Annotated in this window: 11 protein-coding genes and 1 pseudogene; all 12 read right to left on the bottom strand. The window is 50.8% G+C overall.

The annotated features are described in order from the left end of the window. Positions 1-92 precede the first annotated feature (92 nt). Positions 93-1,232, bottom strand: coding sequence for a relaxase/mobilization nuclease domain-containing protein (locus BLW97_RS03050; RefSeq protein ID WP_075322269.1), 1,140 nt, complete (start codon positions 1,230-1,232; stop codon positions 93-95). 23 nt (positions 1,233-1,255) lie between these two features. Further along, positions 1,256-2,194 carry a hypothetical protein gene (locus BLW97_RS03045; RefSeq protein ID WP_075322268.1) on the bottom strand — a complete coding sequence of 313 codons (939 nt, stop codon included), beginning with the start codon at positions 2,192-2,194 and terminating at the stop codon, positions 1,256-1,258. 143 nt (positions 2,195-2,337) lie between these two features. After that, positions 2,338-5,364 carry an LPD7 domain-containing protein gene (locus BLW97_RS03040; RefSeq protein ID WP_075322267.1) on the bottom strand — a complete coding sequence of 1,009 codons (3,027 nt, stop codon included), beginning with the start codon at positions 5,362-5,364 and terminating at the stop codon, positions 2,338-2,340. Next, positions 5,364-5,726: a hypothetical protein gene (locus BLW97_RS03035; protein ID WP_075322266.1), complete on the bottom strand. Its 363-nt coding sequence runs from the start codon at positions 5,724-5,726 to the stop codon at positions 5,364-5,366. The genes BLW97_RS03040 and BLW97_RS03035 overlap by 1 nt, the downstream gene beginning before the upstream one ends. Before the next feature lie 9 nt (positions 5,727-5,735). After that, positions 5,736-6,005, bottom strand: a complete 270-nt coding sequence (locus BLW97_RS03030) for a hypothetical protein (RefSeq protein ID WP_075322265.1) — start codon at positions 6,003-6,005, stop codon at positions 5,736-5,738. Between the two features lie 11 nt (positions 6,006-6,016). After that, on the bottom strand, positions 6,017-6,313 hold the full coding sequence (locus tag BLW97_RS03025; RefSeq protein WP_075322264.1) for a hypothetical protein: 297 nt from the start codon (positions 6,311-6,313) through the stop codon (positions 6,017-6,019). A 3-nt stretch (positions 6,314-6,316) separates the two neighbouring features. Further along, complete coding sequence (locus BLW97_RS03020) at positions 6,317-7,423, bottom strand: hypothetical protein (protein ID WP_075322263.1); 1,107 nt, start codon at positions 7,421-7,423, stop codon at positions 6,317-6,319. Between the two features lie 187 nt (positions 7,424-7,610). Continuing rightward, on the bottom strand, positions 7,611-8,393 hold the full coding sequence (locus tag BLW97_RS03015; RefSeq protein ID WP_143214828.1) for a nucleotidyltransferase: 783 nt from the start codon (positions 8,391-8,393) through the stop codon (positions 7,611-7,613). Then, complete coding sequence (locus BLW97_RS03010; protein WP_075322261.1) at positions 8,393-8,665, bottom strand: hypothetical protein; 273 nt, start codon at positions 8,663-8,665, stop codon at positions 8,393-8,395. The genes BLW97_RS03015 and BLW97_RS03010 overlap by 1 nt, the downstream gene beginning before the upstream one ends. A gap of 166 nt (positions 8,666-8,831) precedes the next feature. After that, complete coding sequence (locus tag BLW97_RS03005) at positions 8,832-9,674, bottom strand: hypothetical protein (RefSeq protein WP_207650542.1); 843 nt, start codon at positions 9,672-9,674, stop codon at positions 8,832-8,834. Continuing rightward, on the bottom strand, positions 9,655-10,020 hold the full coding sequence (locus tag BLW97_RS03000) for a hypothetical protein (protein ID WP_242947666.1): 366 nt from the start codon (positions 10,018-10,020) through the stop codon (positions 9,655-9,657). Before BLW97_RS03000 ends, BLW97_RS03005 begins: the two co-directional genes overlap by 20 nt. Before the next feature lie 123 nt (positions 10,021-10,143). Continuing rightward, positions 10,144-13,151 (bottom strand): annotated as a pseudogene (locus BLW97_RS19920) (DUF2958 domain-containing protein); the annotation flags it as partial.

Below are 13,151 nucleotides of genomic sequence, written 5' to 3'. Positions count from 1 at the left end.
TGTCCAGATGATACAGACGGCGCACTTTGGCTATGGTTTCCATGCAAATCACTCCAGTTTCCTCCCGGCAAATCCGGCAGGATATCAGGTGGTCAATTTACACGCTGTTTTCCACCCAATTCTGGCAACTTTTGCACGCTGTTTAACACCGTCCCGAGAATCCGGCCCACCAGGCGTTCTCCGGCATGCAGTTTCGTGACCTGGGGCACGCAACGGGGTTCTGTCATCAGCGCCCGAGCTTCAGAGAGCATCTTCGAGCGCGTTTGCAGGATTTGGAGCTCTTTTAACGCTTTGTCCCATCCGGGTTCCAGGCGCCAGACAACAGGAGCCACCTTGTCGGCAACGCCGATCTGCGTCAGCGCTTCCAATCGGCATTGTCGAAGGCGTCTCTCCATCATTTCCTTGGGAGTTCCTTCGGCTACCATGGGTTCTTGCACATACACATAACCCGTGTCAGCATCTCTTTTTGCACGAGACTGAATATCCCGATCCAGTTGCGTGAATCGTCTCGCGGTAATTTCCAGTTCCCGCGCACGCAGCACATCCATTTCTGTGCGGTATCCCATTTTCTCCGTCAGAATATCGGACGATATCGCCCGCATTCCACGACGAATCATATCTGGTTCGATTTGCAGATTATTTTTCCCGCGAATCAATAAATGCACATGGGGGTGACTGGTATTGTGGTGATCAATCGCGGCCCATTCCAGATCCTTGCCCATCTCACTGCTCATCCGCCGCATAAAATCGCGGGTATATGACCTTAATGACGCCGCATCTATGGGATCTTCCGGTGCCAGAATGACTTTGAACAGATGGGGATCATCCGCAATCTGCCAGTGATTCAGTGTAGCGGGCATCGACACCATGTCGGTTTCTGCATCAAACCCATGGGCTTGGATTTTTTCACCATTTTCTGTTTTCTGAACCTCTTCCCGTTCAAGATATCGACCGTGGGCTTCCCATTGGTCTGGTTTGCGATTCTTGGTGTAATTCACCTTGACCGTGCAGCGACGTGCTGCCGCTCGCAATGCAGGGCCTCTGGTCGCGGGGCGATGCGGCATGGTTACGCCAAAGCGGGGTAATAGGGAACGTAATTTTGGTGCCTTGAAACCACCCGGGTGACGGGCACGCTGTACCCGGTTATGGACCACCGCTGCTGAAGCCCGATTCCGGCCACTCGGCGCTTTCCCGGGACTGATTCTCTTGATCGCTTCAATGCGATCTTCCATCGTCTCAACAGAAGATAACGGCTTCACAGAAAATGACCTATGAATGGCAGCAATAATCCACCCACAATCAGGATCCCCGCCAACAAGTTGAGGGCCTTTCGTGGTTTTTCTTTCTTGACCTCACGGGCATAAAGTAAAACGCCAATACCAGCCACTGGAAAAAGCAAAATACCGACGGGTGCATTCAAGAATGCAGAAGTCAGTCCCCCATTGGGATCCCAGGCAGGGAACCTGCCCGTGGAGATAATGGCACCCAGAGCCATACCTAATACCAATGGGATGATGCCCGCCAAAAAAGCCCACAAATGGGGCGTATGGTCCTGGCTACGGGATGCTATTTCATCCTTCACCGTGGCAAACAGTTTTTCGGTCACGGCATTCATCAGTTCATCCGCATCGATGGGCGGAAGTACCACCACGGGCGGGGCGGGTGACGGGTTATGTCCGGATGCAGAAGTAGACTGGCTTGCTGTCCCTTCCAGGGCAATTCTGACTGGGCCATCACTTTTCTCTGTCCGGTCCTCTCCATCCGATAATTCATCCTCTACAACCTCGTTTAATGGATTGCCGCCTGCAAGACTGCCGCCTGCAAGGCTGCCGTCTGTAAGACTGTTATCAATCAGGATGTTTACATCTTCGCGCAACGCATCCATCTGATCAGAGAGATCTGTGATTTTATCCAATACAGGGGCAAGCCATTCAGAAGGGAAGGGTGCAATGGGGTCCTTTGAAACTGCAGATTCATCGCCTGGTTCCGATTCGGAAGGTGCCGGATCACTTACTGTTGGTTTGGGTGCTTTTTTTCGGGAGGATTCTGCACGCGGCTTCGGCGTCCTTGGCGCCACCGGTATCGGAACAGGATTTTGGAGCTCCTGCTCAACCATTTTTTCCAGATCATCCAGTTCCATGGCGGAATCGTCCGGCAGGACAGTGTCTGTACTCTGATCGGACGATTCGGACATTTACCACCTCAGCAAAAGAAAAATCTATTTGGTATAGCACGAGAAGAATGAACATGACTTACGGGCTGTAAGCCTTGCAGGCGGCATGCCTTACGGGCTGTAAGCCCTGCAGGACGAGCTGATGTTTTCGGAAAACACCATGATTAAAGTTCCATCCCCTTGGAGGGAGATTTCGCTCGTTCCCGTGGACGGTTCATGGTTTTTTCCGACGGCCCCAGTCGATTTTTTGACTGATCTACTTCCAGTGCCTTTTCATAGAGTTTTTTACCCAAGGTGGTAGCAGGCTCCAGTTCAATGCCGTGTTTCACAGCCATCGCAATGGTCTGCATCTGGAAAGCCGGGGAGCCTTCAAATCGCACCGGCTCGCCAAACCGAGCACGCGCCTCCAACAAGGATTTTTCCGTCACCGCTTCGCGACGCTCACGGGCGGCAGAACCCAGGCCGATTATCGCTCTTCGGGTTATGGTGATTTTGTCCCCATGATCATAGATCAATGGTTTACCACGTTGATCGGCCATCAGCACTTCGGGCCGCTGCTTGCGGGCAAACGGGGGACGGGTCTCCGGTGAGGGGGCCTGTTCCCGCGACGTTTCAGGGCTGGGTGACGCTTCTGGCTGAGGAAAAAGTGGTTCGGCCTGAATGGGACGGTCCGCCATCTTCTTCATGTCTTCTGCAATATCTCCTGCAGATTCTACCTGTGGGGTTTTTTCAGGTTCCCTGGATTTATCGGGTTCTGTCGCTTTCTCGATCGGTTTTGCAGCAACTTCCCGGGCTTCAGGCTCTAACGTCTTGTCGGGCTGCAGGGTCCTGGCAGGCTGTTCTTCTTCCTGCTGTTTCTCAGCAATCACGCCTGTCATGAAATCGAATCGGTCCGGCTCAATTGCTCCTGAACGTGCTCTAGCTTCATACAACGTTTTCAGATCCGCCGGTTCTTTCTCCATCTTTTTTGCGGCAGCTATGGCTTCTTCCTGCGTAGCAAAGTTCAAAGTTTCAACCATCACTCGATTGCCGCCATCCCTAAACAAGGCGTGATCCTGTTTGAATATGCGGTTGACCTGCCAACCTTTGAAATCATCGCCCTCCATGGGCGTTTCCGGTGTCATACGGGCTCCCTCGCGCACAACCAGTGCTGCAACGCGCACCTCAGAGCTAAAACCTTCTGGTAGCTTGTCCGCGCCATGCGCAGCAAAAGGCCGATAGTTCGGACGTTCAACGGTATCCAGACCTTGCTCTTTCCCCTGTTCAGGGGCGGTCTTTTTCACGTCTGCAAATTCCAGCCCTTCACGATCCGCCATTTCCTGCAATTCCGCAGCTTTGTCTGAACTCATGCCCCGCCCCGCCCACACCTGCTGCTGTGCTTCGACTTCCTTGTCCAGCCAGTGCGGTTCAGGTGTCATGTCATTCCCGACATTCGTTCTTTCTACATCACGCGGTTCAAATACCGGTGAATTCAGATTGGCAGCCAGATCGTTGAACTTTTCCTGCTGTTCCAGAGCGTTGGACAACATCTTGTCCATGGCCGATTTATGCATGGGGTCCTTCATGTTGGTCCCGGCAATTTCCTGGCGAATGGTTTCCGCCCGCTCACCTTGCGGTATATCCGTAGTTGGCAATTGCTCAGGTTCCACATTTGGCATTAAAACCCGTACCTTCAGCCCCTCATCACCCAGGTCTTCCACCTGATATTTTCTGGATTTGTAAGTTTCCATCACGCTATCTCCATATCTTTTCACAAAGCCCATAAACCGATTGTCTTTCATTGCGGTTTCAGGCAGAGGAGGAGGGTGGTGATACTGGGTAGGACGATCAGGTGTGGTCAGTCTTTGTGTGTTCTGATCCGATTCGGATAGAGTCGATTCAATTCTTGTTCCATCCACGCGCTGGATGCCTTCATTTCTCGCCTGAGCGAATCGATCTCGGAGGGCGTCAAGCGATACGGCTTTGCGGATGTGTCCGGCTTCGGCTTGTGTGAGACATTCGATGCCATAACCCCATTGCTCCTTTGCAAAGGCTTGCGTTGCTTGCTGTCCATGTTTTGTGAATATGGATTGTAGCATGGACCCCCGAATGGGCAAGTGTAATGCGCCTTCGTGGGCGACGCCGACTGCGGCACCCAGAACTGTCCCCTCGTGTGACTGAATATAGCCGCGCAAGGATGCCAAAGTACCGCCCATGGTCAAGGTGTCGTCCAGCAGGATGTATCCCGCGTTGCGGTTTATCGCACCGTCAAATTCCGAGTGAATAACCAGGCGATGATCTGCACCAGATCCTGTTCGATACGAACGGGTGACCTGAAGGACATTCGTTTCTGTCTCCCAATCAAGTTGGTGCACCAAATTTTTAGCAAATGCAAGAGGAATTCTATTATTTCCAACGGACTCTTCGGCCAGGACAGGCAACAAAACCGGATGTGCATGCTGTGAGCCCATTTTGCGGATGGCGTCCACAAATTCTGGCCGAATCAGCCGCTTCGCCAGATCAAAAGCAGCTTCATCATCACCCGCTTTTGCAGCCAAATACTCTGGTTCACGTTTTAACGTACCCAGATCTCCATTGCGCAGCACATCTGGAAAATCTCCCCAGGGATATCTCTGAGGTTTGGTATTCTGTGCTATATGTTTGTTGACAAGAGGGGTTTTATCGTTCACAGTTTCCCTCGTCGCTTCTGAACTAGCATGAACGGTGTCTTCACTGTGAAGCTGATTTTCCGAAGGAGAAGTAACCACTTTTGTCCCTGGGTTGAAGGGGTTCTCAAAAGAAGACTGGATGGGCCCGTCCAGCTCCAAGAGTGGTTTCTTCTCCTGAAGGTATTCTTTTCTACACAATGAAGCTGTCTTCACCGCATAATAGTCTTCAGCGTTTTCTATGTCCGGAATGCCTGGTTCCAGGCGGATCATGGCGAATCTGTCTCGATCCATACCATGCACACGTAGGGTCAAAGCACCTGAACCCGCCTGATAGATTTTGTTGTATTTCTGGACTACTGAGGCAACAAATGCCTCTACGGATTCAAACCCGCCTTGGCGGATCTGATCTCCATGCCGTTGTTCAATATGCTGTAGATCGCTCTCTCTTAGTCGAATAGGCCCCGCCTGACGACTGATGATTTTTGCGGCGCCCTTCGGTAAATATCCGAAGTCATACCCGCCATCCGGAGAGCGAACGAACATTACCCCACTTCCCATACGGGACCATCAGGGTCCTGTAGGCATTCCCGGTAGAATTCCACGTCTACACCCATTTTTTCGGCGACCAGTGATTCCGGTAGCTGTTTTGCCACCACCAGAACCCCACAGATATTCCCGATATAGTCCAATGCCGCTTTTACAGATTCCAGGTTGTCCGGATAGGAAGAAAACAAATGCACAACATCGGTATCGCTTTCGCGTAAAAGCCGATCAATGGCGTTCTTGTATTCTCCTGCACCCAGGCTATCGTCTACCTTCTGCCAATCCTTTTCATTGGTAGAAATCCACAATAATGCATTGTCTTGCCCACTGTTCTGTCGATCCCGTTTAAGCCATCCCAACATAAATCCCCCTCACAGACCCAGACTATGTAATGCCAGTTCTTTGCCCAACTCCTTACGGATAGCTTTCCCTGTTGTTTCAAAACCCAGGGACTCCGCTTGTGCGGCAAGACGCTGGATTCTTTTTTCCGCCAACAGGCGTTGCGTCGTTCCTACCGGAAGACCCGATGGATCCGGAAACGCATGGATTTGCTGCAAAATGCGCGTCAACTCCCGTTGATGCTTTTTATCAGTTTGCAGGGCACTTTCCGCCCATACGGTAATATCTGTTGCCATACTCATGGTTTTTCCCCTTACAATGACAAGGTGTTTTCCCGTGCCCACTTATGCAAGTATTCGGGTTCTATCGGTTGATCCGGATCGATTTTCAGACCCAATACGGCAGCAACAATATGCCGTTCCGTTTCATGGGTAGGGTCGGCCAATACTTTTTCCAGGAATTTAGAATCCCGACGATCAAGCGCACGGTTAAAGCGCTCGATATAGGACAGGTAATGATGGTCGTGCGGGTCCACAACACGACCATTTCGACACAGAAGTTCCGGGCTCAGGCGTATTTTACGCGCCTGTTCCCGGTTCTTTGTGCCCATACCTTAAACTTCCTTGCCGACGTTGCGGTCCTTGCCCTGGCCCAAGCGGGTATCCAGGATTTTTTGAAGGTTCTTCATGCCGGGGCTGGTAATGTCCGTGCCTTTAGCTGGGTGCAAAAGTGCGGTGTTTTTGCTTTTTCCTTGTATCGGCGTCTTGTTCTTGCCTTCAAAGAACTGCACCTGGCGGTCTTCACCTATCTTGGCACCAAAACCATCACCGCGTATTACCAATCCGCCATCTTTCCCATCTTTGACTTCCAGCTTAGATTGCCTGGAAATCAGATTTTTGTCTTCTTGTGCTGTTAATGTCGCCAGTAGATTGCCTTCCTTGTCTGGATATACCCTCAACGAGTACCATTTTTCCTCATCGTTTGCTCCTCGTTCTGCTGATAGCAGATTCGCTTCATGTCCTGGGAGTGGGCCTTTCTTTTCGGCCTGGGTTGGGGCAATGCCTTGTTCAACCATCCGGTTGTGGAGCCCTTCGGTGACTTCTGTGAAATACTTTTCGCGGGCATCGTCCCTATTGAATTTTTGGGCTTTCTTATTATCTGGGTACTGGGTTTTTACATTGGCTGCAATTTCAGCAGTTTTTTCCCGATGTACATCCGGCGCTTTGATTTCCTGTCCATCCTGGTCTTTCAGGCTGGCGGCATACTGTCCATGCATCTTCCCATCTGTTCCCAGTTCCTCTTTGGCAAAAGCGATCACGGTCACATCCTTACCAGCATGTTCCTGCGTTGCCGTGTCCAGCTTTGGAATCAGCCGTTGTGTGAAGTCCTGATTCATGTCGAGAGACAGAATCGTTTTGCCCTGTTCGCCTTCCAAAAACACGCGCAGCTTATTGTAAGTATTGCCTTCATTGTCCTTGGTTGCCGCGTGATCTACGCCCATCAGTTTTCCGCTGACCTTAGTGTCATAACTTACGCCATTTTCTTTGAGAATGGCGCGTATCTGATCCCGCTTTTCATTGCTAAAACCCTTTTTCCATTCGGCATCGCCAATAGCTTCTTTCGCTTCGCCCATCGCCTTCTTTGTTGCGTCGTCATTCACGGGCAGAAAGGCATCCGCGATAGTGTGGTAGTTCATCAATCCAGTGTGGTGCTGTGCCATGGTTCGTTCCTCATGCTGAATAACCCCGTAAACTTCCCGGGTACGCATGGGTATAGCACCGACGTTTATGGTATAGCCTGAAGATGGTTGAGTAACCGTTTTCAGATCAGTTAGCACACGTTATGACATGGGTAACCGCAAGAAAAAGCCCGGACAAAGCCGGGCAAAAGGGGAGAAATCAGACGGGTCAGATTTCCAAATCCCCTTTTTTACGTCCTGGTTCAGGATGCTGTTCCTGTGACGGGACACGCGCTCCGATAACCCGGTTCTTTTCTCCATCTTTCAATACGTCAATCTGCACCCGCTGGCCGGGTTTTACATCCAGCCTGGTCGCTGCATCATAGGGATAACTATAATTCCCCTGCTGCAGGACCAGCGTGCCTTTATCCGCATCGTAGGACTTCAACAGACCCGTATAATGATGGACTGGCAAAGACTTGCCCGCTTCATTAACAGAGGAGGAGTCTGCATCAAGTGCTTTGGTTCTATTTATCTCACGGATCGCTAATGCAAGCACACGGTAATCAGCAATGTCTTTTTCTCTCGTGCTGACTTTTGTTTTGAGTAATCCCTCAAGATCAAGCGTTTTAATGGCGTGCCCGTCTATCTCTACGTCTATGATATGACCGGAAAGACTTTCGTAAGTTTCGCCATTAGCTGCCACAAACAGTAAGTCCACAATTATTTCATCATTAACACGAATATTTTCTCCCTCTGCGAACCATGATGATTCCATTTCCAGTGAAGCTCGGTCGGGGAGTATAGAAAGCGCATCAATAACCTTGCTACCATTGATCTCATCTAACGGCAACAAAAAGTCTACGTCTTCAGTGGCTCGCATATATCCATGCAATTGAAGGGCGTGTCCACCAATCAAAATATAATCCACCCCACGAGTTTCTAAAGCATCTATGATCTGAAGCATGTCCGCTTTAGTGGCAGACCTTGAGGACTCCTGTTCAGGTTCCATCAAAACACCGCCGGTAGATGAAGCCAAGCCATAAACTCGGCTTTAGCCTTTTCCTGGTCTGCATTCATCTCTTCTAACGTTCTGAATCGTTTTACTCTTGGCTCCCCATCCTCATAGGGTTTTCTAATAAACGGGCAAAGCTTCGCCGATTCCTGTTGTAGTCGATCCGCTTTTATGAGATTCGCAGCAAAGTCGCTTGCCGTCTTTGCCGGTATCCAGGTGCTACTTCGTTTTCCAACTTGCCTTTGATTTATCGTAAAATTTTCATCCATTATGCGAAATCCCCAGCAAGGTCGAAGAAGCCATTAGCTGAAACATATGATGACTTATTCTAAAGGGTTAATAGTAAAAAAGTCAAAATTATTATGATATTGCAGCCTTGCCTATTTCCCTCCAAAGCCCGGACAAAGCCGGGCAAAAGGGGAGAAATCAGACGGGTCAGATTTCCAAATCCCCTTTTTTACGTCCTGGTTCAGGATGCTGTTCCGGTGACCGGACACACGCTCCGATAACCCGGTTCTTTTCGCCGTCTTTCAACACATCAATCTGCACCCACTGTCCGGGTTTTACATCCAGCCTGGTCTCGACCTTGAAGGGATAACTATAATTTCGCTGCTGCAGGACCAGCGTGCCTTTTTCCGCATCGTAGGACTTCAACAGACCGGTGTATCGTATGGTTTTCTGCTCAGGGCTTTCGCATTGAGGATCAATATCCGGTCCATTCGTCCTTTGAAACCGAGCGATCACATTGCTTTTAAGCACGTTTTGTTCCTCCACACTGATCTCTGGAACCTTTCTTAGAAGATGCAAAACCGTTTTTTCGTTGACCAACCCTGTGGTAATCATCGCATCCAGAAATGGTCCATCTTTTGGACGACCCGCTATGGATTTAGCAATAAACAGGTCAGCCGGGTGCATGCAGTGCCCGACGACTTGATGCGTATTGGTATTGACGAGTGAATAACACCGCGAAAGCCAGCCTTCCGGGGCCTTCGCAGTTTCCATAGATACACCCTGAGCATAGTATCCATAGGAATTATGAAAGTAGGAGTCTTCCCCCAAAGATCCGTCAATGAGATCGGATTTATGCTCATCATTATCTATTGGAATAATGTCGGCTTCGGTAGATAACGTGAAAACCCCAGGCCACGCTCTGGGTGGATGTCCGGAGAATTTTCTCAACCAGGGAAGAATAGACTGGCTCCCAATAACGACTACCGCATCCTCACCCAGTATGGCCCCCGATGCGCGAATCAAATGTTCAAGCTGCTCTTCCGTCATGCCAGATCCCTTTTCGCCATTGGGCTTCAAAAGCCAATAAAACCGTGGTTCGTTCCTTGGTTGTCAGCACATGAGAAAACGGAGAACTGCTGCGCATGTCAATAGCGTGCTGCTCAGGAGAAAGTAGCAGATCATACAAGTCATTACGTCCCTTTTCTGAGGAAAGGGCAGCGTTGAGATGTTTAACCCACTCAGCCAGCCAGATGTCCTCTGGGCGTTGCTGCGAAAATCGCACAGCCCAATCACGGGCTTCTTTTAGAAGATCATGACAATCCGCCGATGCGTGCAGCTTATGATAAATTGCACGCCCCAAATCAAGGCTTTTAGCATCCTGTCGCATCAGCATCAATCATTCCTTACTGTATGATTCGTGGTATATCTTCACACTGCACAGACTGCGATTCAAGCTTTGCAAACCCACCTCCAAAGCCCGGACAAAGCCGGGCCGATGGGAGAGAAATCAGACGCGTCAGATTTCCAAACCCTCTTTCTTCCGCTCCGGTTCGCGCTGCTGTTCCGGTGCCCTGACACGCGCACCAATAACCCGGGTTTTTTCTCCGTCTTTCAACACATCAATCTGCACCCGCTGACCGGGTTTTACATCCAGCCTGGTCGCTGCATCATAGGGATAACTATAATTCCCCTGCTGCAGGACCAGCGTGCCTTTATCCGCATCGTAGGACTTCAGTATGCCCGTGTACCGGCTGATCTTTGGCGGGTCTTTATCCTCTTGTGGAAGAGGGCTCGGCTCGGGTTGCTTGATGGTCTCGGGATCTGGAGATGTGGCTTTCTGTCCCGGTTCCTTGCCTTTGTTTATCCCCACTTCGGAAAGCAAAACAATGCCTGCCTTTTCCAGTGCGGGAAGCCATTGGCCCTCGGAGTCCACGTCCCGCGCGGCTTTGATAAACTGCGTAAGCCGTGTGTCTTTCACCGTGCGGTAAATGCCTTCTTCCTTATTCAGTAAACCGTACTCAAGGACCGCCCCCTTTTTCCTGGAAAAGGTATCTTTGAAACCCATTTCAGCACTGCTGGACAGATATTCATGCCCATTCAGCACCACTTCCTGACCCTGCCCATTCCGCGTCCGGATGTGCAGGTTTTTCAGGTCGTCATAGCGGTTTTGCAGATTTTTTAAGGGCTTCTCGATAGCCCGTGCAGCCGCTTTTTCAGCTTGTTCTGATTTCATGGACTGCACGACTTCTGAACCCGCCCATTTTTCCAGCGTTTCCACCCTGGCCTTTTGAGTCTTGCCCAAGGTTTCTCCCGTCATCCGTTCAAAAATTTCCTGACTGGCCGGATTCATGCTGTTGTGTCCAATGGAAGACAACAGTTTGGGCAAATCTTTGTTGTCCACCGCGTCGATGAACCGGTTCAGCATCAGGTTATCCGTGCCTTCCACCTGAATACCATGCTTCCAGAAAACGGCCTGGCCCATCTCCGATTTGCTCAAGTTGTCGGGATTTTTCAGGAGTTCCTTGCCATGCGCTTTCAGGTTTTCGGTGAATTGGTTGTCAAGTTCCTTGGAAAAAGCAGAGAGATTCTGACCATGCCGGCGAGTGGCATTTTGTACGTCATCCATCAGTGGCATTTTGCTGATTTCATCCGGCGTAAAACCCGCCTTTTCCAACGTCAGCCAGTTTTTATTGGCTCCTCTGTCCGGCCCTTCACGAATGATGCCCAGCACGTCATCTACGCCCGCCTGAAAATCTGCACGGACTTTCCGTTGTCCCTCAAAATCAGCAGGGGAGAGCTCCTCATGACGATCTTTGATGGCATCCATCAAATCCTGCACACGGTCGGGCAGGTATTCGTAAAAATCACGAACACTTTCCAGCGCGGATTCCTTGTCGGTTTTTAATCCCGTATCCGGGGCTATGTCCTTGTTGGCTTCTGCACCCATATCCAGTCCCAGATAGTTCTTGACCATCTTGGCCGCCGGGTCATCAAAACCCACTTCTTTCATCGCCTCATTCGGTTTGAGGCTCAAGGCGGTTAGCAGCCGCATCCTTTCTTCACTGTTACGCTTCTCAAAGTAATTCAAGCTCAGAAAATGCGTGCCATCATCTTTTTCAACATTGCGTAGCACGGCCTCGAAATAATGGGCTTTCCCTGCAGGGTTGGCCCTGTCACGCGCCACAAAAACCGATTCCCCTTTCTCGTTGATTTCGGGAGAAAAACGCACATAGGTCGTATCGCATTGTATGCCCATGTTGCCTTTGGCGTCCGGGCCATAATCAGAAAGTACGACCCGCCCCAGAAGATCCTGGCCACTTGCAGAGGCGAAGACGGACAAGCTTTCGTGAGGAGGTGCAAGATGTTTCGCAACAAACGCAGGGGACATCTCTGCGCGATCCTTGAGTGACATCAATTCAGGATATTTTTCCTGTTTGATTTCCAGCAGGTTTCGCGGCGTAAAGTGGTAATCCAGTTCAGCGCCTGCCCGGGTGATTTCCTCAATGCTGATGTACCCCATTTCAGGCGCCCCTTCCCCCAAATCCGCCAGGCCAAAAGCCTGCTTTTGACGCGGGAAGCCAGATCCTTCATTTTCAGGGTCACCACGGTCCTTCTCAATAATGAAAAACTGGGCATTGCCAGGGCCAAAGTAACGCAAGGCCGCCACCTTTTCCGCATCGGATTTGCCGTCCGTTTCATAAGACTGTGGCATGTCCATGATGATATTGTTCAGTTCCTGCATTTTGTCTGCATAAAAGGCTTTTCCTTCTTTATCACGAAGCAATTGATCGGTCGCCAGAGCCTGCCGATCACCCAGAAAATGGCGGACCGTATCCGGCACTCTTTCGGGTGTCGGCGGGGTTTTCCCGTAGTTCAGGTTGTACTCCGCGTGGAAGGCATTGACGGCTTTTTCAATACGGTCTCTTCGGGCAATGGAATGTCCGCCATTTTCGGCAGAGGCTATTTCCGGAGGCACCACACCACTGACCTGATGACGGACGGTCTGCTTAAATCGCTCAGGTGACATAGTCTGTATGCCGGGAGAAACCTTCCACTCCTGACCGGACCGATACAGGTTCTGTAATTTAACCTGTTGGTCATCCAGGCCCACCAGAATCGAATGAGTGTTCCAGTCGGCACCAAAATGGTTTTCGTGCGTAGTCACGAAATCCCCCACATGGAATCCTTGGGTTTTCTCAGGTTCCGGAGCCAAAGCACGGTCAAACCCTACCGCCTGATCCATAGCGATCTCGCGAAACTGTCCGTCCCGACCATAGAACCGCGCTTCAATGCCCTGGTCTGGCCCCGTCTCCGCCCGCAGGTGATAACGGACATCACCGGTGTTGGTATCCAGAGCATCGACGACACGACCAGAGAAGGGCATGGACTTGGCATTGTTCTGTTCGTGCGGTTCAAAGCGAACCAAATCACCCACCCGGGGGCGATCCATGCGCTGCGCGCCTTCATTAAGCTGGGAAGCAACCAGTTTCGCGGTGTCCGGGGAGAAGCCACCACCCGCCTCAC

The organism is Acidithiobacillus albertensis (genome assembly GCF_001931655.1).
GTDB classification, from domain to species: Bacteria; Pseudomonadota; Gammaproteobacteria; order Acidithiobacillales; family Acidithiobacillaceae; genus Acidithiobacillus; species Acidithiobacillus thiooxidans.
This window is presented reverse-complemented; position numbering and strand designations above follow the sequence as displayed.